Source organism: Aeromonas sp. 600479 (assembly GCF_049175515.1).
Taxonomy (GTDB): Bacteria; Pseudomonadota; Gammaproteobacteria; order Enterobacterales; family Aeromonadaceae; genus Aeromonas; species Aeromonas veronii_A.
The window spans coordinates 40,615-63,237 of the sequence record NZ_JAAKVF010000005.1 but is presented as its reverse complement, the minus strand read 5'-3'; the positions used below and the strand labels follow the sequence as shown (position 1 = coordinate 63,237).

Below are 22,623 nucleotides of genomic sequence, written 5' to 3'. Positions count from 1 at the left end.
CCACAGCCCCCCTCTATTTTCACCTTGCCAGACAAATGAAAATCAATATCATTGGCATCCCGCTTAAGCGGGTCAGGCTAATTATAATTAAATCAATATGTTCGAGCCGTCAGGTCGACATCCAAAGAGTCAATATTGAATATGCAGCACCCTCACTTTCGCAGAACGCTGGTCTCGCTGGCACTGCTGGGCACCGGCTTCACTGCCCAGGCCACCGATGAAACCATGACTGTGGTTGGTAAACGTTCCCAGCATCAGGAAGTTGCCACCGCAACCCGTACCAATACGCCAGCCAAGCTGGTTCCCCAGACCATCGACAGCGTCAAGGTCAGCGAGCTGACCGCCTTCGGCCAACCGACGCTGAGTGAAGCCCTGAGCGGCATTCCCGGGGTCAACGCCAGCGGTGATACCCGCTTCGACGGGGTCAATATCCGCGGCTTCAGCGCCAGCAACGACTTCTATCTCGACGGATTCCGCGACGACATGCAGTACACCCGGGATCTCGGCAACATCGAGCGGGTGGAAGTGCTCAAGGGCCCGGCCGCCGTGCTCTACGGCCGCGGCAGCACGGGGGGCATCGTCAACCGGGTCAGCAAGAAGCCGCAGAAAGGGCAGGAGTCCAGCGTCACCGCCCGGGTCGGCAGCTTTGACAGCCAGCGGCTGGCCGCCGACCTCAATGGCGAGGCGAGCGAGCAGGTGCAACTGCGCCTCAACATGGCGCAAGAGGACAAAGATAGCTTCCGCAACGGCGTAAAGAGCAAGCGCACCCTGCTAGCCCCCTCTGCCAACTGGGAGATCAGCGACAACCTCAACTGGCTGGTGCAGTACGAGCGCAACGAACATGACCGCACCCCGGATCGCGGCATTCCCGGGGTCAATGGCCGTCCGGCCGATGTGCCGCGAGAGTATGTTTACAGCGATACCAGCCTCGACTTCATCGATGACGTGGCACAATCGACTCGCTCACGCCTCTCCTGGGATATCAACGATCAGTGGCAACTGCGCCAGCAGCTCGGTTACTCCACCCTCGACAGCCAGTTCGACAACACCTATGTCACCAGCGTCAAGGGGGATCAGGTGACCCGCTCCCGCTGGCAGCAGGATCTGAAAGCAAAGAACCTGATCAGCAATACCGAGGCCGAAGGTCTGTTCCAGACCGGCCCGGTGGAACATCGCCTGCTGGTCGGCTTCGAGCAGAACTGGCAGGAGCGCACACCCAAGCTCTACCAGAACGCCACCGCCATCCCGTCCGGCAACCTCTACGACCCGGGCTCACTGCCTACCTACAATGGCGCCATGAAGCTCTCCAGCGACGCCAAACACAAGGTGCGCGGCAATGGCCTCTATCTGCAGGATCAGCTCAGCCTGGGTGACTGGCATCTGGTTGGCGGGCTGCGCCGTGACGACTTCACCGTCACCAGTCGCCGCTACGACCTCAACAAGGAGGAGAGCGTCTCGGTCAACAGCCTGAGCCCGCGCCTCGGTCTGGTGTGGAATCCCCTCGAGGATCACGCCTTCTATACCTCCTACAGCAAGACCTTCACCCCGGTGGGCGGCGAGCTGATCGGCATCACCCCGGGCGACAAGAACAACGGGCTGGAACCCCAGCACACCCGCCTCTACGAAGGTGGCGTGAAGAGTGACTGGCTGAACGGCAAGCTGGCGACCACCCTCTCCCTCTATCGACTGGAGATGTACAACAAGCGCACCAAGGATCCGCTGGATCCCACCAAGGTGATCCTCACCGGCCTGCAGCGCACCGAGGGTGTCGAGCTGAGCGCGCGCGCCGAGCTGACCGAAGAGATCTACCTGCGTGGCGGCTTCGCCATTCAGGATGCGGAGCAGGTCAAGGCGGATGCGGATCTGCAGGGCAAGCGCCCGATGAACGTCTCCCGCCAGAATGGCCAGTTCTATCTCGGCTACAAGAGTGGCGAGCAGGGCTGGTTCGGCGAAACCGGCGTAACGGCGGTGGGCGATCGCTTCGCCGACAACGCCAACACCACCACACTGCCCGGTTACGCTCGCTTCGATGCGCGCGCCGGTTATCGCTGGCAGCAGTGGGAAGCCGAGCTGAGCGCCGAAAACCTGACCGATCACGAGTACTTTGTCAGCGCCACCAGTGCCACCCAGATCATGCCGGGTACGCCCCGTCAGCTGAGTCTGACCGGTACCTACCGCTTCTGATCTCTGTGACAACCACCCCGACTGGCCAGCCCCTGCTGGCCAGTTTTTTATGAAGCAACCACGATGAAACACAGAAGAGTTCCCCTTCACAACAACAAATGGGTACGCCGCCTCCATGCCTGGGCCGGTTTTTTTACCCTAGCCCTGATGCTGATGTACGGCATCACCGGTCTCTGGCTGCAACACCGTGCAGTGTTGCCCATCCCCGGCCCCCACACCGACAAATCGAGTGAAGAGATAGTGCTCGAGGCGCCGCTCGCCAGCCCAGAGCAGCTGAAAAGCCTGCTGCAACAGCGCTATCCCGATACCTTTGCCGACGGGCGAACCATGATCACCCCGGCCCAGACTCTGCCCACCCCGAACGGCCTGCTCATCCTGCCCGCCAAGTGGGAAATGCGCGGCGTCACCCTCAGCCAGAGCGTGGCAGCCAGCTATGTTGAGGGTACCCTGCTGGTACGTACCGACCTGCAACTGGCCAACTTTGCCGCCAGCCTCAACCGGCTGCACCGCGGCATGGGCACCGGCCTCGGCTGGCAGCTGTTTGGCGACCTCGCCGCCCTGGCTCTGCTGCTGCTCGCCCTCACCAGCCTGTTTATGTGGACCAAGCTGCACGGTACCCCCAGAGCCATCATAGCGCTGACGCTCGCAGGTACCCTCGGTACCCTGCTGTTTGCCCTGCTGGGATAGCGCGCGACCATGCTACTGCGTAGCAAGGAAATGAAAGAAAACCGCAATAGAAACAGACCGCTGGCGGTGATGCCGTCAGCGGCTATATCAAGGAAAGGAAATAACGGAGAGCGGCAAAAGAGAAGGGATACCAAGAGGTAACGGGAAGTATTGCCAGCTCAACAGTAACGCTCCAATGCGCAGGAACGCCAAAAAACAAAAGGCCATCATTGCTGATGGCCTTTTGTCATGAATTTGATGGTGCCCGGGGTCGGACTCGAACCGACACGGTTATTCACCGGCGGATTTTGAATCCGCTGCGTCTACCGATTTCGCCACCCGGGCAACTGCGAGGGATTATACGAATGGCGCGATGCCATGCAAGGTGTTTTTCGATTGAACACACCCGTTTGTTCATTTATTCAACGCCTTGCCGATGCGGGGCCAGTTACATAGAATGCCGCCATCATCTTAATGGAATAAAAACGATGGCCAAGCCTAAAAAAGTCCAACAAAAATCCCCCTCTCCTGCCACTCAGCCATACCCGTCAGCGGGTCTGCTGCGTCGCCTCGGCGCCCTGATCTATGATGCGCTGGTGGTGACCTCACTGCTGATCATCGCCGGCTTTATCGGCATGGGTGTCGCCAAGCTGCTGCTGGTCACCGGCATGGCCAGCGTACCGGCGGGTGAAGATACCGTCTGGTTGCTGACTCGCCACCCCCTGAGCCTGATCTACACCCTCTGGCTCGCCTTCGTCATCTGCGGTTTCTACACCTGGTTCTGGACCCGCGCTGGCCAGACCGTCGGCATGCGCGCCTGGCGGCTGCGCATTCAGAACGAGGATGGCAGCCATATCCGCATCACCCAGGCGTTGATCCGTCTCGCTACCGCAGCCTTTGGTCTGGGCAACCTGATGTGCCTGTTCAACCGCAAGCGCCCACGGGCGTTCCAGGATATCTGGGCCGAGTGCGAAGTGATCGTGCTGAGCAAAGAGGCCAATCTGGAATTGTTGAAAAAGTAATACCGGCTCAATGCAACAACGAAAGAGGGCACCAACAGGTGCCCTCTTTGCATTACCACGTGTGAATTACTGCTTGCGGCTGAGGATGTAGAAGGAGATACCGCCAAACAGCAGGCTGGGCGCAACAGCCGCCAGAATGGGCGGTACCGCATAGACCAGACTGATGGGGCCAAACACCCGATCACTCACATAGACGGCGAAACCGGTCATGATCCCCATCAGCATCCGCGCACCCATGCTCACCGAACGCAACGGGCCGAAGATGAAAGAAGAGGCCAGCAGGATCATCGCCACCACCGAGAGCGGTGACAGCAGTTTGCGCCACATCTCCAGCTTGTAGCGACCGGCATCCTGCTTGTTGGCATCCAGGTAACCGATGTAGTCGAGCAGACCGGAGACCGAGAGATTCTCGGGGTCGATACTCACCACCCCCAGCTGCTTGGGCGTCAGCTCCGAGCTCCACTCCATCGTGGCGTGCTGTTCACTGCGGATCTGCGCCGGATCGTCGAAGCGGGTAACCTGGGTCTGCTTGAGCAGCCAGTGATGCCGTTCAAATACCCCCTCCCGAGCCTGCACCACGTCGATCAGCTTGCGCTCGGGGGTGAAACGATAGAGGGTAATGCCGGTCAGGGCGCCATCGTTGCGCACCCCGTTGATATTAACGAAGTTGTTGCCATCCCGTGCCCACACCCCGTAGGCCGAGACGGTAAGCCGTCCTTCCGACATGGCACCGGCACGGATATCATCCGCCATCCGTTTGGCGACAGGGGCCACATACTCCCCCATCAGTCCTACCAGGATCATCAGCGGGATTGCTGTCTTGAGCGCCGCCATCACAATACTGATCTTGGAGCGACCCGCCGCCTGCATCACCACCAGTTCGGAGCTGGTCGCCAGCTGGCCCAGACCGATCAGACCGCCCAGCAGCGCCGCCAGCGGGAAGAAGAGCACCGCCTCCTTGGGCATGGAGAGCAACACATAGTAGAGAGCATTGATCATGTCGTAGTTGCCCTCTCCGACAGACTTGAGCTGTTCCACATACTTGATGAGCGCCGCAAGACCAACCAGCGTGAGCTCACACAGCAGGATCGACATAAAGATAACCCTGCCGATATATCTATCGAGAATGCCAAACATCAGCGGTAGTTCCTATGTGGCTTCATCATTTTGATTTGTTTATGAAATATTTGCTCTTTACCCCGTTCCACCAGCTGGTGCCCTGCAAATTGAGGGGCAGGCCAATAAACAGCAAATAACCGAGCGGAACCAGGAACATCCCCGGCCAGTAGGGCAACCGGCCACTGTCGATAGCCGAGCGGGCGGCACTGAGCAGCAGGAAGTAAGAGAGATAGAGCATGATGGCCGGCAACAGCTTGGCATAACGCCCCTGACGGGGGTTAACCCGAGCCAGCGGAACTACCAGCAGGGTGAGCACCGGAATGGAGAGGGGCAAGGAGATACGCCATTGCAGTTCACCCATCATGTCGTTTTCCTGGGTACCCAGCAGCTCCATAGTGGGTTTGGCCGCCGCCTTGCGGTTGGAACGCTCCATCTCCTGCTGACGGATCACCAGACCATACTCGCGAAAATCGGAGATCTGGAACTGCTTGCCGGAGAAGTTGCCTTCATAGCGGGAACCATCCTTCAGAGTCAGCCACTGCAGACCATTCTCATCGATCGTCACCACCCCTTCGCTGGCCACCACCACCGAAGGGGGGTTGCTGCCTTCAGCCCGCTGCAAGATGAAGATCTTCTGCAGCTTCGAGCCGTTGTCGTTCAAATCCTGGATGTAGGCAACCAGGCGCCCCTTGTCGAGCTCCATAAAGCGGCCAGCCTGCAGGAAAGAGATCCCCGGATCCGACTTGAACTCGTCGATCACCTGATACTCTCGCTCCTTGGCTTGCGGGGCGATCCAGCCGGTGTTGAACGCTGCGACTGCGGCGGTCAGCAAGGCTAGCAACATGGCGCTGCGCATCACGAAACGGTGACTGAAACCGACCGCATGCATCACCGTCATCTCGCTTTCGGCGTAGAGGCGACCATGGGCAAACAAAATGGCTAAAAAGAGACTGATAGGCAGCATCAACAGCGCCATATTGGGCAAGTTGAGCAGCAGCAGGGTGGAGACCAGACGTGTCGGCACCTCGCCATCGGCAGCATCACCGATGATTTTGATAAATTGTTGGCTGACAAAGATAAGCAGCAATACGAATAACACTGCCAGCTGGGTTTTCAGGGTTTCCCTGAACAAATATCGGAAAACGATCACAGTCATTCCCAAGTAAACTTGTGTTTTTAGTCGAATGCCTGAAAAATAGGGCCGTATATTGGATTTTTACCAGTTTGAACTGCGGAGCCTGTGGCTGTTCGCTCCGCCTCTGATACCCCAACAAGCACCGCATTATTCAATAAAAGGTGCCTTTTGTCTTTAGGATGTAGGAGATTCCATGGAGTTCAGTGTAAAGAGTGGCAGTCCAGAGAAGCAACGTAGCGCCTGCGTCGTAGTCGGCGTATTTGAGCCGCGTCGCCTCTCTCCGGTTGCCGAACAACTGGACAAGATCAGCGATGGCTATATCAGTTCGCTGCTGCGCCGTGGCGACCTGGAAGGGAAACCAGGCCAGATGCTGCTGCTGCATCAAGTACCGGGCGTGCTCAGCGAGCGCGTACTGCTGGTCGGATGCGGCAAGGAGCGGGAACTCGACGAACGCCAGTACAAGCAGATCATCAACAAGACCATCACCACCCTGAACGAAACCGGCTCCATGGAAGCGGTCTGCTTCCTGACCGAGCTGCACGTCAAGGGTCGGGATACCTATTGGAAGGTGCGCCAGGCGGTAGAAACCACCAAGGCGGGCCTCTACAGCTTTGATCAGTTCAAGACCAACAAAGCCGAACCACGTCGCCCGCTGCGCAAGCTGGTGTTCAACGTGCCGACGCGTCGGGAACTGACCATTGGTGAAAAAGCCATCGCTCACGGTCTGGCCGTGGCCAAGGGTGTGCGGGTCTGTCGCGACGTGGCGAACATGCCGCCCAACGTCTGCAACCCGGCCTATCTGGCCTCCCAGGCCCGTCGTCTGGCCGATGCCTACGACAACATCACCACCAAGGTGGTGGGCGAGCAGGAGATGGCCGAACTCGGCATGAACTCCTATCTGGCGGTGGCCCGCGGCTCCGACAACGAAGCCATGATGGCCATCATCGAATACAAGGGTCATCCGGATGCCAAGCCCATCGTGCTGGTCGGCAAGGGTCTGACCTTTGACTCCGGCGGCATCTCCATCAAACCGGCCGACGGCATGGACGAGATGAAGTACGACATGGGTGGCGCCGCCTCCGTGCTCGGTACCATGCATGCGCTGGCCCAGCTGCAACTGCCGATCAACGTCATCGGCGTGCTGGCAGGCTGCGAGAACATGCCGGGTGGCAACGCCTATCGCCCGGGTGACATCCTCACCTCCATGTCCGGCCAGACCATCGAAGTGCTCAACACCGATGCGGAAGGTCGTCTGGTGCTGTGTGATGCGCTGACCTATGTGGACCGCTTCGATCCGGAAACCGTGATCGACGTGGCGACCCTGACCGGTGCCTGCGTCATCGCGCTGGGCCACCACACCTCGGGTCTGCTGGCCAACCACAACCCGCTGGCCCACGAGCTGCTCAACGCCTCCGAGCAGGCGGGTGATCGCGCCTGGCGTCTGCCGCTGTTTGACGAGTATCAGGAGCAGATTGACAGCCCGTTCGCCGACATGGCCAACATCGGCGGTCGTCCGGCCGGTACCATCACCGCGGCCGCCTTCCTGTCACGCTTTACCAAGAAGTACAACTGGGCCCACCTGGATATCGCCGGGACCGCCTGGAAGAGTGGCAAGGATAAAGGCTCCACCGGGCGTCCGGTGCCCCTGCTGACCCAGTTCCTGCTGAACCGGGCTGGCGTGGATATCGAAGAGAAAGAGTAACTCTCCGGTCCCTGCCGATGGCTGCATCGGAAGGGTTGGCGTTACCCTGAACCACAAGGAAGAGGCCCGCCTCTTCCTTGTTTCATTCTTGAATCAGTGAGTTGCGGGCGGGAAATGCCCCGTCAGCCTCATGAGGCGGTCAACAGTCCGTCACCGCAAAACGGGATCAACCTGATGAGCCAAGTGACCTTTTACCTGATGAGCGAACAGGATGACACGCAGGCCTCTGCGGTCGAGCGACTGGCCTGTACTCTTGCGGCCGAGTCGTGGGGCGTGGGCCATATCTACCTGTTCTGCAACGATGAGGCCCAGGCCCTGCGTCTGGACGAGCTGTTGTGGCAACTGCCACCGGAGCGCTTCGTGCCGCACCAGCTGCAAGGCGAAAGCGGTATGGCCCCGGTGGAGATCGGCTATCAGCCACCGAAACGGCGCTACGCCCGCCTCATCAATCTGGCCACTGCGACACCTTTGTTTGCAGGACACTTCGCTCAAGTGGTAGATTTTGTCCCCACTGACGAAACACAAAAGCAGCAAGCTCGCGAGCGCTACAAGCACTATCGCCAGGCAGGCCATGCCCTCGAAATGAGGGAGCAGCCCGTCCTTGCCGCACCGGATCCGGCGCAGCCCTGACTGCAACCAATTGATCCATAAAGAATCAACACCAGACTCCATCCATCCAGATTACGGCGAGACCATGGAAAAGACTTTTAATCACAACGCCATCGAACAGGCGCTCTATCAGCACTGGGAAGCACAGGGTTACTTCAAGCCCCACGGCGACACCAGCAAAGACTCCTTCTGCATCATGATCCCGCCGCCGAACGTCACCGGCAGCCTGCACATGGGTCACGCCTTCCAGCAAACCCTGATGGATACCCTGATCCGCTACAACCGCATGCAGGGCAAAAACACCCTGTGGCAGGCAGGTACCGACCATGCCGGTATCGCCACCCAGATGGTGGTTGAGCGCAAGATCGCCGCAGAAGAGGGCAAGACTCGCCACGATTACGGCCGTGATGCCTTCATCGACAAGATTTGGCAGTGGAAAGAAGAGTCCGGTGGCACCATCACCCGCCAGATGCGCCGTCTGGGCGACTCCGTGGATTGGGAGCGCGAGCGCTTCACCATGGATGAGGGTCTCTCTGCCGCCGTGCAGGAAGTGTTCGTCCGTCTTTACGAAGATGGCCTGATGTACCGCGGCAAGCGTCTGGTGAACTGGGACCCGAAACTCAACACCGCCATCTCCGATCTGGAAGTGGAGAACCGCGAGATCAAGGGCCACATGTGGCACCTGCGCTATCCGCTGGCCAACGGCGCCAAGACCGCTGAAGGCAAGGATTACCTGATCGTCGCCACCACTCGTCCGGAGACCATGCTGGGCGATACCGCTGTGGCCGTGAACCCGGAAGACCCGCGCTACAAGGCGCTGATCGGCCAGCACATCCTGCTGCCGCTGGTGAACCGTCTGATCCCCATCGTTGCCGACGAACACGCCGACATGGAGAAAGGCACCGGTTGCGTGAAGATCACCCCGGCCCACGACTTCAACGATAACGAAGTGGGCAAGCGCCACAGCCTGCCGATGATCAACATCTTCACCCTGGACGCTCACGTGCGTGCCGAGGCCGAAGTGGTCGACACCAACGGCAACCCGAGCACCGCCTACGATGCCGCCCTGCCGAGCGAATTCGCCGGTCTGGAGCGCTTCGCCGCCCGTAAAGCGATTCTGGCCAAGCTGGAAGAGCTGGGTCTGCTGGACGAGATCAAGGATCACGTGCTGCAACAGCCTTACGGCGATCGCGGTGGCGTGCCCATCGAGCCGATGCTGACCGACCAGTGGTACGTGCGCGTGGCACCGATGGCCAAGACTGCCATCGAAGCGGTGGAAGATGGCCGCATCCAGTTCGTGCCGAAACAGTACGAAAACATGTACTTCTCCTGGATGCGCGACATTCAGGACTGGTGCGTTTCCCGTCAGCTGTGGTGGGGTCACCGCATCCCGGCATGGTATGACGACGCCGGCAATGTCTACGTGGGCCGCAGCGAAGATGAAGTGCGCGCCAAGCACAGCATCCCGGCCGTAACCGTACTGCGTCAGGACGAAGACGTGCTCGACACCTGGTTCAGCTCTGCTCTGTGGACCTTCTCCACTCTGGGCTGGCCGAACAACACCGAGGCACTCAAGACCTTCCACCCGACCGACGTGCTGATGAGCGGCTTCGACATCATCTTCTTCTGGATTGCCCGGATGATCATGATGACCATGCACTTCATCAAGGACGAAAACGGCCAGCCGCAAGTCCCGTTCAAGACCGTCTACATCACCGGTCTTATCCGTGACGAAGAAGGCCAGAAGATGTCCAAGTCCAAGGGCAACGTGCTGGACCCCCTCGACATGATCGACGGCATCTCGCTGGAAGATCTGCTGGAGAAGCGCACCGGCAACATGATGCAGCCGCAGATGGCCGAGAAGATCGCCAAGCGTACCGCCAAGCAATTCCCGGAAGGGATCGATGCCCACGGTACCGACGCCCTGCGCTTCACGCTGGCAGCACTGGCCTCTACCGGTCGTGACATCAACTGGGACATGAAGCGCCTGGACGGCTACAACAACTTCTGCAACAAGTTGTGGAACGCCTCCCGCTATGTGCTGATGAACACCGAAGATCAGGATTGTGGCTTCAACGGCGGCGAGATGCAGTTCAGTCTGGCTGATCGCTGGATCCAGTCCCAGCTGCAAGTGGCCATCCGTGACTTCCGTACCGCCCTCGATACTTACCGCTTCGATATCGCGGCAGGCGTGCTGTACGAATTTATCTGGAACCAGTTCTGTGACTGGTATCTGGAACTGACCAAGCCGGTGCTGACCAAGGGTTCCGAGGCCGAGCAGCGCGCTGCCCGCCACACCCTCGTCAGCGTCCTCGAGACCCTGCTGCGTCTGGCACACCCGATCATCCCGTTCATCACCGAGACCATCTGGAAATCGGTCGCTCCGCTGGCTGGCGTACACGCCGACACCATCATGATTCAGGCTTTCCCGGAATTCGACGCCGCCAAGGTGGACGAAGCCGCGATGGCGGATCAGGAGTGGGTGAAGGAGTTCATCGTCAGCATCCGCAACATCCGCGCCGAGATGAACGTGGCACCGAGCGTGCCCCTCAACGTGCTGCTCCAGTGCGATGCCAAGGATGCCCAGCGCGCCGCTGACAACGAGGCCTTCCTCAAGTCGCTGGCCCGCCTGGAGTCCATCCGCGTTCTGGCGGACGGTGAAACCGCCCCGCTGTCGGTGAAGAAGCTGATCGGTGCGACCGAGCTGATGATCCCGATGGCCGGTCTCATCGACAAGGATGCCGAACTGGCCCGTCTGGCCAAAGAGGTTGCCCGTCTGGTCGGCGAGTGCGGCCGTATCGAAGGCAAGCTTGGCAACGAAGCCTTCGTTGCCAAGGCGCCGGAAGCGGTCATCGCCAAAGAGCGCGAGAAGCTGGAAGATTACCGTCTCCAGCTGACCAAGCTGGAAGCTCAGCAGGCCGAGATCGCCGCGCTGTAATCACCGCCCCAACCGATACAACAAAGCCCCCTGCCAAGGGGGCTTTTTCATATCCGCGTTTCTCGTTTCAGCTCACCAGCAGCCAGCCGCAGAAGCCGAAATAGAGCAGCGCGGCCAGTACCAACCGCTCTGCAGTCATCACTCCCTTTCTGAAGCCCCACCAGAGCAACCCTACCGCCAGCAGCGTGACCAACGAGGAGGCCATCATGGCGCCATCCAGCAGCCAGGGGGTAAAGAGCAGACAGAACGCCTTGGGGATAGTGCCCTGGATCATCATGGCCCCGGAGATATTGGCCAGTGCCAGCCGGTTCTTACCCTGTCGCACCCAGATCAGCACGTTCATCAACTCCGGCATCTCGGTCGCCACCGGGCTCAGCAGCAGGGCCGCCAGCACCGGCGAGAGGCCAAACAGCTCGCCCATGCTCTCCAGCTGATGAACAAACAGCTGCGCCGCCAGCGCCACCACTACCAGCGCCGCCAGCGTCTGCAGCAGCACCTTGCCAAGGGGCGGGATCCCGGCATTTGGAGCCAGCTTGAGGGGCTCCGGCAGCTCGACCTCATGGCTGTCGCTTTGTTTCAGCTCGCGCCTCACATAAACGAGGTAGACCAGCACGAACAGAGGCGCCAACCAGCTCTTGCCGGTGAAGGCGACCAGACCCAGCATGGTCGCCACCAAAAAGATCCCCATAAACCAGCGCTGATCCCGGCCAATCTCGCGCTGTACCTCCCCATTGATGGCGCGCTCGGTACGCCCCATGCAAAGCAGCAGAGTGAGACCGACTGCACCATAGCCGATGGTGGCCAGCACCAGCGGCCCGCCGAGGGCGGCGCCGATGCCGATCTCCTGCTGGACGGTCGTGTTGCCCATCAGCAGGGCGGTCAGGGTGACGATGCATTCGGGCAGGGCCGTACCCAGTGCAGCCAGCAGCGAACCAGTGGCACTTTGCGAGAGTTTGAAGTGGTGTCCGGTCCATTCGATGCCGTTGACGAAGTATTCGCAGGCAAGGTAGATGGTGACCGCAGAGACGAGAAATAACAGCAGGGTAATCAACATAATAGATACCGCCAGGCGAGCAGAATAACCGATGGACCCGACATGGCTCGCCCGGCTGGCGTGCATATCGAGGCCAAAGGTCTTGCAGAGCGATAGTGCCTATCGCCGCCCATGCCATGGATGCGAGGATCCAAGAGTGTTGACATGGGCCCGGCCCGGAATACGGGCGGGTTGCTACTCCCCAATGACTGAGGGGACGTTTTACCAACTCGACCGTCACCTCACAAGGCAAATTACTGATAACTCATTCAATAAGTTGTAAGGAAATGTATCGCCAGCCTCCCCTCCCAGGCGCCATTACGCTGTTGGCACACCGATTGCTGTAGGTAGTTCACTATCCACAACAGTTTGGGAAGGATGAACAATGAAACGGTGGATCCAACATTTCTATCAACTGAACCGCCTCAATTGGCTGATGGTCTGGTTGTTGCTCTGCTGCAGCATCATTCTGCTGTTTCCGGCCGGGCTGATGAAAGGGGCCGTCAGCCAGTGGGCTGCGGATCATGCGGCCTGGCTGGGGGTCGGCATGCTGATCGCCATCTCCTACTTCTGCAGTCAGGGCTTCCTGATCGCCTGGGAGTGGGCTTGCGAAGAGTGGCAGGCGCGCCGTCAGCAGGACCAGCTGGCCCAGATGATCGGCTTCCTCGACTTCAACGAAAAGGCGGTGCTGCGCGAGTTCGTGCTACAGCGTAAAAGCGTCATAAACTTGCCGATCACCGAGCCCGCCGTCAAAAACCTGATGGATGCCGGCGTCCTCACCTATGCCTACGGCAAGCCGACCCGGGATAAGGATGACGAGAACCAGATCCGCGCCCTGATGATCGCCCTGCCCGCCCGACCGCTGCTCACCTACAAGGTGCTGGGGCTGTCGCGTGGCAAGATGAGCGACGAACAGGTGGAGCAGATCATGAACGCACGTCCCAAGTTCGCCCAGAAGGGGTTCCAGCGCTAAACGCCACCCAACCGCCAGATGCAAAAGAGCCGGACACTGTCCGGCTCTCTAATTTCTGCGCGATGCTCTGTACCATCCCTTACGTCTTGTTGTGCCCTAACCCTTTAGGCTGGAGCAAAAGCTCACATCCGCAACCTTGGTCAGCGGATCGAAGCTGTGATAGAGCTCGAAACAGGGTCGATCATCAAATTCGAAACCGGCCGCTACCACCTCACCGATATGTTGCTGCCAGAGTGCGGGGTACTGGGCCGGGTCGGTCACGGTAAAACGTGACTGGCCATAGCGGCCGCCCGCCAGCAGCTGGATCTCCACATTGCCGCGGCCTTTGGTCCCCGCCGGCACGGTGACGCAAATATCGGTGCGGCACTGCTGGGGAGCCGTCACTTCGGGGTTGTCGTGGTAGATGAAGATCCACTCCCCTTCGGCCAAGCCCAACCCGACAGCCCATTGATAGAGCTGGTCACACACCGGCTCATAGCCTATGCCGTAAGGGCCGGTGACCCGGATATAGGCCAGAGTGCGCGCAGCCATCTGTTCGGTTTTCATCTGTAGCCTCCTTTCACTGGAACGGCCTTCAGCATAATCAGAGACCCGGGCAGCCGCGTGTCCATTCTTGCTCAGTTGCAAGAGTGACGGCTGGCGGCGCAACATCCCCGGTGCCATGGCAAACTGCTTGCGAAACGCCTTGGCAAAGGCCTGTGAGCTGGCAAAACCGGCCGAGAAGGCAATCTCGGTGATCGGGTCGCGACTGTAGCAGAGAGAGCGAGCAGCCCGCTCCAACCGCAGGCGGCGCTGCATCTCGGCCGGGGTTTCACCGGTGACGGCGGTAAAGACCCGATGAAAGTGATAGCTGGAGAGCGCCGCAAGACTGGCCGCCTCACTGAGGCAGAGCTCGGGATTCTGCTCCAGCGCCCGGATCACCGGGCGCAATCTGGCCTGATAATCGACCATGCCGTTAGCGACTGACGCTCCCCGCCACTCTGGCCATATAGAGCGCATCCACATAACGCCCCTGGCGGAAGGCATAGTCACGGGCTCGCCCCTCCTCGGTAAAACCGAACTTGCGATAAAGCGCCTGTGCGGCCTCATTGTCGGTATAGACGGTCAGCTCAATCCGGTGCAGGTTGAGCCAGTTATCGGCCATCTCCAGCACGGACTCCAACAAGGCCGAACCAACCCCCTTGCCCGCCCAGTCATCCCGCACTCCCATGCCGATACTGGCCACATGCTTGCGTCTGGGATTGGGCTCTACGTGCAAGGAGATCTGGCCCACCAACTGCCCCTCCACCTCAGCGACCAGTGACACCACTCCACTCTGTTCCAGCCGCTGTTGCCATACCCCCAGGGTCGGAAAAGGCAGCTGCAAGGTGCCCGCCTGGGCATTGGGCATGGCGTAGAGATCCCGCAAGGCGGGGGCATCTGCGGGTTCGGCATGACGAATAGAAATACGCATATGAGGCTCCTTCTCGAAGCCTTCATCATGCAATATCCGACGTGGTTACACATCCCCCACCTGCACCTATTTGTCTTGCCTATCAAGGGGCGATGAAAAAGCGATTGACCCATCGCTGGGCAACGCTCTGGACCGGTTCTGTGTCTGCGAGGAGAAAAACCATAACAGCAAGAACACTGCACAGCGACAGTGATGCCCCGTGGTCGACAACAACAGCCTTGCTACGCTCCTGATGCGTGCCCTCATCAATGTGGAGAATAACGCCATCGATGCGGCCCAGCTCGATCTCCTCTAGCAGGCCGACATTGATTACGCCAAGCGGGTCGAGCTGGCACTGGTCACCTTGCTGCGCCGACTCACTAGCTGGCAAAAACCATCAGCAACAAAACGGGGCCATCAGGCCCCGTTTTCCGTTGCATACACGCTCGCTCAGAGAGCAGGCCCCAGCCCAGCCAACCACCGCAGCGCGCGCGTCTCATGCTCTTTCACAAAGGCATTCTTGCCCGCACAGTAACGCTCGATATCATGCTGACAGCTCGCAGCTAACGCCTGCTTCAACTCGGCGTATTCCCTGCATGCAGCCGAGTGGGCTCTTAGATAGTCACGAAAGGCCAGATGGCGGCGCACATGGTCATCCCCTTGCAAGAAGGCGTGGATCTGGTGAGTTCTCTCATCACCCCCCTTGCGGAAATAGCGGCGACGCGCAATCCCGCACTCCCCCATCGCCTCATAACCCAGCACCTCCATTTGCCCGTTCTGCTCATCAAGCCGATCCAGTGATGACACCTCCAGCATGATGTCAATGATGGGCTTGGCCGCCAGACCAGGGACCGAGGTACTGCCAATGTGGTGGACAGCCAGCAGGCAATGATCCAGCACACTGCGCAGTTGGGTCTCTTCCGCCACAAAGTGGACTGGCCATTGAGGGTTGTAGGATACGACGTCGACTCTCACGATTTTAGCTCTCTGGATAATTGCCGATGGCATCGGGCAACAGGGTATGCGATGGCTGGACAAGATAACCAGACGGCCAGCTACACGACAAATGACCAGCAACAAAAACGGAGCCCGAGGCTCCGTTTTTCAATGCGTTATCAATCCCGGACAGAACGCGCTTCGCGCTCTTGCCGCTCCCTTGCCAACAGGCGTTTGTACCACCAGCTACTGCGACGACGTTGTGCATTGGAAGAGCGACGAGCCATTTCTTAGGTTCCAGCCAAGAGTAGAAAGGAGCTGCATTATGCGACAGGGATCACGCCTATGTCTTTAGCTGGATCAAGAAAAGCCTCGCTGATCCCCTCAAATCATCTTCGTATCCTGCGACCATCTGGCTACTGGCAACACCATCCCTGAGCACACCAGGCCAGCGGGCTCACTCAGACCAGCAACCCGGCCCGAGTTTACTTGACGGATAATCATACAGCCTGCTGGTATTGTGGAGCCAATATGGTAGCCTGCCAGCGCCTGCGGGCAGTCTCTCGCTGCCACGCGCAAACTCCCGGTGAATTTGTCGCTTCCTGACAAAATATAACCTTATTTATCAAATCGTTATTTGGATCTTATCCCAATGCGTATCATGCCGTTGCTCAAGGCGGCCTGCCTGAGCCTGATGTTGTCCGCCTGCGTTGCCCCATTGCTGATGATGAGCCCCACCAGCCAGCTGATGTGGGCTCTGCTCAAGCCGCTGGTCGGCTTTGACCCGAACGAGGTCAATCTGTTCGAACAACCCCTGATCAAGGATCGGATGACCGCCATCCTTGGTCCCCACTACGACAGCACCATGCAGTTGCTCAAGACGGCCGACAAGCTGCAACAAGAGGGGCCGCTTTTCTATGTGGTCTCCGAGTATGCCCCCGTGCCGGATATCGCCAGACAGGCGGGGATGGTGTGGAACTCGCAAACCAACCAGATGTCGGTATTGCTGCAAAAAGGGGATGGCACCACCCAGACCTTTGGCGAAAATCTGGCGGGCACGGCTCCGACCTGGCCAACCGCCATGCAGGGCTGGCAGAACCCAACCAGCCAGCTCAATCCGGCGGCCAACACCCTGAGTGGCGCGGCGACCAGTCAGAGCGACGCCTCCCCCTTCTCCCTTGGTAGCGCACTTGGCACCGTGACCCGCGGTGTCACCGGCTCGTTGACCAACAGCGCTAGCCAGGCCATCAGCGGCGCAGCCGCCAACGCCACCGGCCAGGTCACGCAAGCGGTGAGCCAAGGCGCGACCGACCTGACCCGCAGTGCAACCACCGCACCGGCCAAGCAGGCATTCAGCAGCACCGCTGCCGCCGTGACGCAAGAAGCGACCAAAGCCGTTGCCACTCCAGCCAAACAGGCTGTCAGCAGCGCTACAGCGACCGTGACGCAAGAAGCCACCAAGGCCGTTGCCACGCCTGCCAAACAGGCGGTCAGCAGTGCCGCCACGACCGTAACGCAAGAAGCCACCAAGGCCGTTGCCACGCCTGCCAAACAGGCCGTCAGCAGTGCCGCCACGACCGTGACGCAAGATGCGACCAAGGCCATTGCCGCACCTGCCAAACAGGCTGTCAGCAGTGCCGCCGAGACCGTGACACAAGAAGCAACCAAGGCCGTTGCTGCGCCAGCCAAACAGGCTGTCAGCAGTGCCGCTGCGACTGCAACGCAAGAAGCGGCCAAGGCCATTGCCGCCCCTGCCAAACAGGCTGTCAGTGCCGCCCCCCATACGGCCGGAGAGAGCATCGCCGATACCGCCAGAGCGGCAGAAGCCGAAGCGCGTGCCAAGGCTGAGGCGGAGATGGAAGCCCTGCTGAAATAATTCGGCAGGTCACCGCGAGGTGGCCTGTTGCGTTATCCGCGACCCGACTATGAACTTCTGGCCAAGGACACATAGACTGATAGGTAATTCACTGCACAAGGAGTGCGCCATGCGATCCCTGCTCGTGGTCCTTATCGCCCTGATTCTGCTGACCAGCTTCCCCGCACGGGCCGCCTTTATCTATTACTCGGAGCAGAACATGCCCCTCAACGGGCTCGACAAGGAGGGCAAGCCCATCGGGCTGGCAGTAGAGTTACTGCGGCTGATCTGGCGTGAGCTGGGGGAGCCGGAGCAACCTATCCAATTTATGCCATGGGCCCGCGGTTGGTATCTGCTGACCCAGCAACCGGAAGCAGTTCTCTTTACCACCGCCCGCACCAAAGAGCGTGATCCCCACTTCCTCTGGGTTTGCCCCATCAGCCACTCGCGAGTGACGCTGGTCGGACGCAAGCAGGATGCTCCCAGAGTCACCGACAAGGCAGATCTGGCTAAACTGCAGGTCGGGGTAATGCAGGCTGACGTGGGGGAGCAGCTACTGCTCAACCGCGGCATCAGCCCGGGCAACATGATGGCAGTGGAGCGCATGGATCAGGTGGTACGCCAGCTCATCATGGCACGCACCGATCTGGTGGCAGGCAACGAAGTGATGTTATTCCATCAACTGAAAGCGCTGGGATTCGCGCCGGAAGATTTCACCTCTGTCGCTGTGCTGGAAGAGCAGGATAACTGCTTTGCCTTCAACCCGCGGGCGGATCGGCAGCAGATCGCCCGGTTGCAGCAAGCCCTCGACCAAGTACGTCTCGGCAACCAATACCGACAGTTGATGGAGCGCTACCAGCGACTCAGTAACCTGCCCCAAAGCGATAAGCCGTTACCGCGGATCGAATAACCCCGGTTCATCTTCCTCCCTCTGTGGTGATCAGGTGGTTGAGGAAGAAATGAAACAGCTCGGCCCGTGAACGCAAGTGCAGCTTGCTATAGAGGTGCTTGCGATGGTTCTTCACCGTGCCGCAGCCAATGCCCAGAGTTGCGGCAATACCCTCTGTATCCAGCCCCTGTAACAGCAATCCCGCCACCTGGCGCTCACGCCGGGTTAGCCGATCTCCCCCCACACTGGCGATAGCCTGCTCCACAGCCCCCTTGAGATCAGTGCCATCTGGCTGTACCGGGCTCAGGGCCAGCAGCGGCTGGCTCTGCCGCCACTGCTGACGACAGAGCGAATGTACCAGCGGGAACAGCTGCTCCAACCGTGCCAGCTCGTCACGGCTGAGAGTACTGCGCTTGTCGAGTCGTCCAAGAAACAGCATCAGCGTCAGTCCGTCCCGCACCGGCAGGATCATCCCCACCTCCTCCTGCCAGCCGGTGGCCTGATAGAAGTGGTGGCGATATTCGGGATCGAGCCGCCCCTGGGAGACCTGCGCCAGGGTCCAGACGCCGGCAGGCAAGCCCTGCTCCAGCGCCTGCATAAAGGGATCCTGACTGAAGTGGCTGGTGAGGTAGCGATCAAACAGCAGGGCCCGCTGATGATTGAGGTTGTCGTAGAGATAGACGGGCCGCTGCCCAACCCCGAGCAACAGGGCGCAATCAAACGCCACCTGCTGCTGGATCAGCCGCACCAGCGCCGCCGGAAAAGCGCTGCTGTGCAGGGCATCGACCACCTCGGTCATACTGCGGGTCATGGCATCTGTGGCGAGAGGCTGGATCATGGGCGCTGGTTCATGGCGATAAGTTCCGGATGGCGGGTTAGCTCCCCGCGATGGTCGTGTGATGATCAGACGATGGCCGGATGCTAGCACGAGAGTGACAAAACTGTCCCCTGGGGGACATATTCGGCGCGAGCCAGAGGGGCGAGGATGTGGTTTTTTCCCCTTGCTGTTGGAGAACCCATGATCACCCCCCACCTGCTTGATGAGCTGACCCGACGCGGCCTGGTGGCCCAGAATTCCGACCCAGCGGCCCTGGCCGATCATCTTGCTACCCCGCGCACCGTCTACTGCGGGTTTGATCCCACCGCTGGCAGCCTGCATATCGGTCATCTGGTTCCGCTCTTGATGCTGCGCCGCTTCCAGCTGGCGGGACACACGCCGGTGGCGCTGGTGGGCGGGGCAACCGGCCTTATCGGTGATCCCAGCTTCAAGGCGACCGAGCGCAGCCTCAACAGTGCCGATACCGTGCAGGGTTGGGTCGCCAGTCTGTCGGCCCAAATCAGGGCGCTGCTGCCCGCCGATGAAGGCCTGGCGGCCCCGCAACTGGTCAACAATGTCGACTGGATGGGACAGATGTCCGCCCTCGATTTTCTGCGGGATATCGGCAAGCATTTCTCGGTCAACGCCATGCTGGCGCGGGAGTCTGTGCGCCAGCGACTGGCTCGCCCGGACCAGGGCATCTCGTTCACCGAGTTCTCCTACGCCCTGCTGCAATCCTACGACTTTGCGGTGTTGTACCAGCGGCTCAGTTGCACCCTGCAGATTGGCGGCAACGACCAGTGGGGCAATATCACCAGCGGCATGGATCTCACCCGTCGCCTCCATCAGGCGCAGGTCCACGGCATGACCCTGCCACTTATCACCAAGGCAGACGGCACCAAGTTCGGCAAGACCGAGGGTGGTGCGGTCTGGCTCGATCCGGCCCTCACCTCCCCCTACGCCTTCTACCAGTTCTGGCTCGGCACGGCGGACGAGGATGTTTACCGCTTCCTGCGCTACTACAGCTTTATGCCGCTGACCGAGATTGAGGCGCTGGAGGCAGAGGATGCCACGCGGCAAGGGCGCAAGCTGGCCCAGCAGGTGTTGGCGAACGAACTGACCGAGCTGGTGCACGGCAAAGCGGCGCTGGCGGCGGTGCAGCGCATCAGCGAACTGCTGTTTAGCGGCGACGTGACCCGCCTCGGCGAGAGCGATCTGGCCCAGCTGGCGCAGGATGGCATGCCGAGCAGCATCATCAGCGGCGAGACCGATCTGGTCAGTCTGCTGGTCAGCTGCGGTCTGGCTAACTCCAGGCGCATCGCCCGTGAACTGCTGGCGGCGGGCGCCATCAGCCTCAACGGGGTGCTCAAGCAGGATGAGCTGCTGAGTACTGCGGATCGGCTGTTTGGTCGCTACCTGTTGCTGCGCCGGGGCAAGAAGCAGTACTACCTGGTGGAGTGGCAATAAGCCGCGGGGCGGGGAGCACAGCCTCCCCGCCCGCACCCTGAATCCCTTTTGAATCCCGAGTTGCGATCCCCCTCACAGCCTCTCCCGTCAGCAGCCACCATACTGGCACCGGCGAACATGGAGTACGCCACACAATCTGTTCCTCACGAATCAACAAGGATGCTGATGATGAAGAGATGGCTTCTGGTGCTGCTCTGTACCCTGCCCATGCTGGCACACGCCAGCGGATACACCCAGACCCGCTACCCCATAGTGCTGGTGCATGGCCTGTTCGGCTTCGACAAGCTGCTCGGGGTCGATTACTTCTACGGCATTCCCCAGGCCCTGAGCCGGGATGGAGCCAAAGTCTACGTGGCCCAGGTATCGGCCACCGCCAGTTCGGAGCAACGGGGGGAGCAACTGCTCGCCCAGGTTGAGCTGCTGCTGGCTGCCACCGGTGCCGAGAAGGTCAACCTGATCGGCCACTCCCACGGCGGCCCCACCATCCGCTATGTTGCCTCGGTCGCCCCCGAACTGGTCGCCTCCGCCACCAGCGTCGGCGGAGTCAACTATGGCTCCGAGATTGCCGATCTGGTACGGGCCAACGCCACCCCAGGCAGCGCCGCCGAGAAGCTGGCTGCCGCCGCGGCCCACGCTCTCTCCGGCATGATTTCACTGCTCTCCGGCGGGAGCCAGCTACCGCAAGATCCGGTCGCCGCGCTCGATGCCCTCACCAGCAAGGGGGCCAGCCAATTCAACCAGCGCTACCCGGAGGGACTGCCCAGCCAGTATTGCGGCGAGGGGCCGATGCAGGCCAACAACGGCGTCTACTACTTCTCCTGGAGTGGGCGCGGCAACCTGACCAATCTGCTGGATCCGGTGGATCCTGCGCTGGCTCTGACCGGCGCCTTCTTCAAGGAGCCCAATGACGGGCTGGTCGGGGTCTGCAGCAGCCACCTCGGCAAGGTGATCGGCACCAGCTACCGGATGAACCATCTGGACGAAGTGAACCAGTCCTTCGGCATCCACCATCTGTTCGAGACTGATCCGGTCACCCTCTATCGCCAGCATGCCAACCGTCTTAAGGAGCTGGGACTATGAAGATTGCCACCCTGCTCGTCGTGCCCTGCGCCATCACCCTGCTGCTTGGCGGGGTGTTGCTCTTGCCCACGGCACCGACGGCAGACTCATCAACCGCTCAAGCCAGCCAGCATGCACAGAGCCACCCGCACGATCCCGAGCAGGAGGCCGCCGATGCCCTGCAGGCGCGCTATCGCACCTTTGTCTCCGCCCAGAGCAGCCTGACGGTGCCCACCGATATCACCCTCGCCAGCCTGCAGATCCTCTTCGACGAACGGGAGCTACTGCGCCAACAGAGCTTCACACCGGCCGAGCAGGAACAATTGTTCGCCGAAGATCGTCTGATGGAGCAGTTGACCCTGCGCCGCAAGGCACTGGCCGAAGCAAGCGATGCTGACAAGAAGGAGCTGGCCAGCGAACTGGAGCTCTGGCTGGCGGCGCAGCCCCGGTGGTTTCAGGAGGCCGAAGCCAACAGCCGCCTGCTGGGCGAACTGCAGGCGCTGGAAAAGATGGAGCCAGCCAGACGGGATGCCGAGCTGCTGGAGAAGGCAGGGCCGGAAGCGGTGGATCGGATGCATCAGCTTGAGCAGAGCCGGCAGGGATTCAAGGAGCAGCTCAATGGCTATCTGGCCGAGCTGGAGCAGTTGCCTGCCACCGCCAGAACCGAACAGCAGCAGGAGCTGCTGGCTCGCTGGTTCGAACCCGGACAGTGGCGCCGGGTCGAGGCGCTCGCCCGGATGAAGCAGGGGGAACAATGAGCCAATGATAAGGGGCCCGCGATGGGCCC

20 protein-coding genes, 1 tRNA gene and 1 riboswitch are annotated in these 22,623 nt (G+C 60.3%); of the genes, 12 read left to right on the top strand and 9 right to left on the bottom strand.

All coding sequences use genetic code 11. The features are described from left to right. The first annotated feature begins 141 nt into the window (after positions 1-141). Both G5149_RS07925 and G5149_RS07920 read left to right on the top strand, forming a co-directional pair. The gene (locus tag G5149_RS07925) at positions 142-2,184 is read left to right on the top strand and encodes a TonB-dependent receptor (protein ID WP_421212202.1); all 2,043 of its coding nucleotides are present in this window, start codon (positions 142-144) and stop codon (positions 2,182-2,184) included. A 63-nt stretch (positions 2,185-2,247) separates the two neighbouring features. Further along, the gene (locus tag G5149_RS07920) at positions 2,248-2,871 is read left to right on the top strand and encodes a PepSY-associated TM helix domain-containing protein (protein ID WP_216950021.1); all 624 of its coding nucleotides are present in this window, start codon (positions 2,248-2,250) and stop codon (positions 2,869-2,871) included. Between the two features lie 238 nt (positions 2,872-3,109). Here the strand turns inward: G5149_RS07920 and G5149_RS07915 are convergent. After that, positions 3,110-3,195: transfer RNA gene (locus G5149_RS07915), tRNA-Leu, on the bottom strand. Between the two features lie 143 nt (positions 3,196-3,338). Here G5149_RS07915 and G5149_RS07910 point away from each other — a divergent pair. Further along, positions 3,339-3,872: an RDD family protein gene (locus G5149_RS07910; RefSeq protein ID WP_337073086.1), complete on the top strand. Its 534-nt coding sequence runs from the start codon at positions 3,339-3,341 to the stop codon at positions 3,870-3,872. 66 nt (positions 3,873-3,938) lie between these two features. On the opposite strand, the gene lptG is transcribed toward G5149_RS07910, so the two are convergent. After that, positions 3,939-5,009, bottom strand: coding sequence for an LPS export ABC transporter permease LptG (gene lptG / locus G5149_RS07905; protein WP_005342795.1), 1,071 nt, complete (start codon positions 5,007-5,009; stop codon positions 3,939-3,941). A gap of 25 nt (positions 5,010-5,034) precedes the next feature. Beyond that, positions 5,035-6,147: an LPS export ABC transporter permease LptF gene (gene lptF / locus G5149_RS07900; RefSeq protein ID WP_005342794.1), complete on the bottom strand. Its 1,113-nt coding sequence runs from the start codon at positions 6,145-6,147 to the stop codon at positions 5,035-5,037. A 172-nt stretch (positions 6,148-6,319) separates the two neighbouring features. Between lptF and pepA the strand changes: the two genes are divergently transcribed. The 3 genes from pepA to G5149_RS07885 all read left to right on the top strand — a co-directional run bounded on the left by pepA (position 6,320) and on the right by G5149_RS07885 (position 11,375). Beyond that, positions 6,320-7,828 (top strand): leucyl aminopeptidase, encoded by a 1,509-nt coding sequence (gene pepA, locus G5149_RS07895; RefSeq protein ID WP_005336423.1) that lies wholly within the window; start codon positions 6,320-6,322, stop codon positions 7,826-7,828. Between the two features lie 174 nt (positions 7,829-8,002). Beyond that, positions 8,003-8,458: a DNA polymerase III subunit chi gene (locus G5149_RS07890; protein ID WP_164535866.1), complete on the top strand. Its 456-nt coding sequence runs from the start codon at positions 8,003-8,005 to the stop codon at positions 8,456-8,458. Between the two features lie 64 nt (positions 8,459-8,522). After that, complete coding sequence (locus G5149_RS07885; RefSeq protein ID WP_421205708.1) at positions 8,523-11,375, top strand: valine--tRNA ligase; 2,853 nt, start codon at positions 8,523-8,525, stop codon at positions 11,373-11,375. Between the two features lie 67 nt (positions 11,376-11,442). Here the strand turns inward: G5149_RS07885 and G5149_RS07880 are convergent, their stop codons facing one another. Continuing rightward, positions 11,443-12,429: a sodium:calcium antiporter gene (locus G5149_RS07880; protein ID WP_421205710.1), complete on the bottom strand. Its 987-nt coding sequence runs from the start codon at positions 12,427-12,429 to the stop codon at positions 11,443-11,445. Between the two features lie 88 nt (positions 12,430-12,517). Continuing rightward, positions 12,518-12,624, bottom strand: a riboswitch (yybP-ykoY riboswitch). A gap of 169 nt (positions 12,625-12,793) precedes the next feature. Between G5149_RS07880 and G5149_RS07875 the strand changes: the two genes are divergently transcribed. After that, on the top strand, positions 12,794-13,381 hold the full coding sequence (locus G5149_RS07875) for a superinfection exclusion B family protein (RefSeq protein ID WP_064335210.1): 588 nt from the start codon (positions 12,794-12,796) through the stop codon (positions 13,379-13,381). Between the two features lie 96 nt (positions 13,382-13,477). Here the strand turns inward: G5149_RS07875 and G5149_RS07870 are convergent, their stop codons facing one another. The 4 genes from G5149_RS07870 to G5149_RS07855 all read right to left on the bottom strand — a co-directional run bounded on the left by G5149_RS07870 (position 13,478) and on the right by G5149_RS07855 (position 15,788). After that, positions 13,478-14,332: an AraC family transcriptional regulator gene (locus G5149_RS07870; protein WP_337073165.1), complete on the bottom strand. Its 855-nt coding sequence runs from the start codon at positions 14,330-14,332 to the stop codon at positions 13,478-13,480. Between the two features lie 4 nt (positions 14,333-14,336). Further along, a complete protein-coding gene (locus tag G5149_RS07865) occupies positions 14,337-14,834 on the bottom strand; it encodes a GNAT family N-acetyltransferase (protein WP_005342775.1) in 498 nt (165 codons plus the stop codon). An 82-nt stretch (positions 14,835-14,916) separates the two neighbouring features. Continuing rightward, positions 14,917-15,204 (bottom strand): hypothetical protein, encoded by a 288-nt coding sequence (locus tag G5149_RS07860; RefSeq protein ID WP_421212201.1) that lies wholly within the window; start codon positions 15,202-15,204, stop codon positions 14,917-14,919. A gap of 59 nt (positions 15,205-15,263) precedes the next feature. After that, positions 15,264-15,788 carry a GrpB family protein gene (locus G5149_RS07855; protein ID WP_216979669.1) on the bottom strand — a complete coding sequence of 175 codons (525 nt, stop codon included), beginning with the start codon at positions 15,786-15,788 and terminating at the stop codon, positions 15,264-15,266. Positions 15,789-16,401: 613 nt separating this feature from the next. On the opposite strand from G5149_RS07855, the gene G5149_RS07850 reads away from it, so the two are divergent. Then, entirely contained in the window at positions 16,402-17,625 is a 1,224-nt protein-coding gene (locus tag G5149_RS07850; RefSeq protein WP_421212200.1) for a hypothetical protein, read from the top strand. 109 nt (positions 17,626-17,734) lie between these two features. Beyond that, entirely contained in the window at positions 17,735-18,514 is a 780-nt protein-coding gene (locus G5149_RS07845; RefSeq protein ID WP_005342772.1) for a substrate-binding periplasmic protein, read from the top strand. 7 nt (positions 18,515-18,521) lie between these two features. On the opposite strand, the gene G5149_RS07840 is transcribed toward G5149_RS07845, so the two are convergent. After that, positions 18,522-19,331, bottom strand: coding sequence for a helix-turn-helix transcriptional regulator (locus G5149_RS07840; protein WP_337073082.1), 810 nt, complete (start codon positions 19,329-19,331; stop codon positions 18,522-18,524). Positions 19,332-19,511: 180 nt separating this feature from the next. Here G5149_RS07840 and tyrS point away from each other — a divergent pair, with 180 nt between their 5' ends. The 3 genes from tyrS (at position 19,512) to G5149_RS07825 (ending at position 22,594) form a co-directional block, all read left to right on the top strand. Next, positions 19,512-20,777 carry a tyrosine--tRNA ligase gene (gene tyrS / locus G5149_RS07835; protein ID WP_337073081.1) on the top strand — a complete coding sequence of 422 codons (1,266 nt, stop codon included), beginning with the start codon at positions 19,512-19,514 and terminating at the stop codon, positions 20,775-20,777. Positions 20,778-20,945: 168 nt separating this feature from the next. Beyond that, positions 20,946-21,857 carry a lipase family alpha/beta hydrolase gene (locus tag G5149_RS07830; protein ID WP_421212199.1) on the top strand — a complete coding sequence of 304 codons (912 nt, stop codon included), beginning with the start codon at positions 20,946-20,948 and terminating at the stop codon, positions 21,855-21,857. Further along, entirely contained in the window at positions 21,854-22,594 is a 741-nt protein-coding gene (locus G5149_RS07825) for a lipase secretion chaperone (protein WP_337073079.1), read from the top strand. Before G5149_RS07830 ends, G5149_RS07825 begins: the two co-directional genes overlap by 4 nt. The last annotated feature ends 29 nt before the right edge of the window (positions 22,595-22,623 follow it).

What these genes read in the sequence shown, in the direction of transcription:
- G5149_RS07925 (WP_421212202.1), top strand. Translation starts at nt 142, where the DNA reads ATGCAGCACCCTCACTTTCGCAGAACGCTGGTCTCGCTGGCACTGCTG.
- G5149_RS07920 (WP_216950021.1), top strand. Translation starts at nt 2,248, where the DNA reads ATGAAACACAGAAGAGTTCCCCTTCACAACAACAAATGGGTACGCCGC.
- G5149_RS07910 (WP_337073086.1), top strand. Translation starts at nt 3,339, where the DNA reads ATGGCCAAGCCTAAAAAAGTCCAACAAAAATCCCCCTCTCCTGCCACT.
- lptG (WP_005342795.1), bottom strand. Translation starts at nt 5,009, where the DNA reads ATGTTTGGCATTCTCGATAGATATATCGGCAGGGTTATCTTTATGTCG.
- lptF (WP_005342794.1), bottom strand. Translation starts at nt 6,147, where the DNA reads ATGACTGTGATCGTTTTCCGATATTTGTTCAGGGAAACCCTGAAAACC.
- pepA (WP_005336423.1), top strand. Translation starts at nt 6,320, where the DNA reads ATGGAGTTCAGTGTAAAGAGTGGCAGTCCAGAGAAGCAACGTAGCGCC.
- G5149_RS07890 (WP_164535866.1), top strand. Translation starts at nt 8,003, where the DNA reads ATGAGCCAAGTGACCTTTTACCTGATGAGCGAACAGGATGACACGCAG.
- G5149_RS07885 (WP_421205708.1), top strand. Translation starts at nt 8,523, where the DNA reads ATGGAAAAGACTTTTAATCACAACGCCATCGAACAGGCGCTCTATCAG.
- G5149_RS07880 (WP_421205710.1), bottom strand. Translation starts at nt 12,429, where the DNA reads ATGTTGATTACCCTGCTGTTATTTCTCGTCTCTGCGGTCACCATCTAC.
- G5149_RS07875 (WP_064335210.1), top strand. Translation starts at nt 12,794, where the DNA reads ATGAAACGGTGGATCCAACATTTCTATCAACTGAACCGCCTCAATTGG.
- G5149_RS07870 (WP_337073165.1), bottom strand. Translation starts at nt 14,332, where the DNA reads ATGGTCGATTATCAGGCCAGATTGCGCCCGGTGATCCGGGCGCTGGAG.
- G5149_RS07865 (WP_005342775.1), bottom strand. Translation starts at nt 14,834, where the DNA reads ATGCGTATTTCTATTCGTCATGCCGAACCCGCAGATGCCCCCGCCTTG.
- G5149_RS07850 (WP_421212200.1), top strand. Translation starts at nt 16,402, where the DNA reads ATGCGTATCATGCCGTTGCTCAAGGCGGCCTGCCTGAGCCTGATGTTG.
- G5149_RS07845 (WP_005342772.1), top strand. Translation starts at nt 17,735, where the DNA reads ATGCGATCCCTGCTCGTGGTCCTTATCGCCCTGATTCTGCTGACCAGC.
- G5149_RS07840 (WP_337073082.1), bottom strand. Translation starts at nt 19,331, where the DNA reads ATGATCCAGCCTCTCGCCACAGATGCCATGACCCGCAGTATGACCGAG.
- tyrS (WP_337073081.1), top strand. Translation starts at nt 19,512, where the DNA reads ATGATCACCCCCCACCTGCTTGATGAGCTGACCCGACGCGGCCTGGTG.
- G5149_RS07830 (WP_421212199.1), top strand. Translation starts at nt 20,946, where the DNA reads ATGAAGAGATGGCTTCTGGTGCTGCTCTGTACCCTGCCCATGCTGGCA.
- G5149_RS07825 (WP_337073079.1), top strand. Translation starts at nt 21,854, where the DNA reads ATGAAGATTGCCACCCTGCTCGTCGTGCCCTGCGCCATCACCCTGCTG.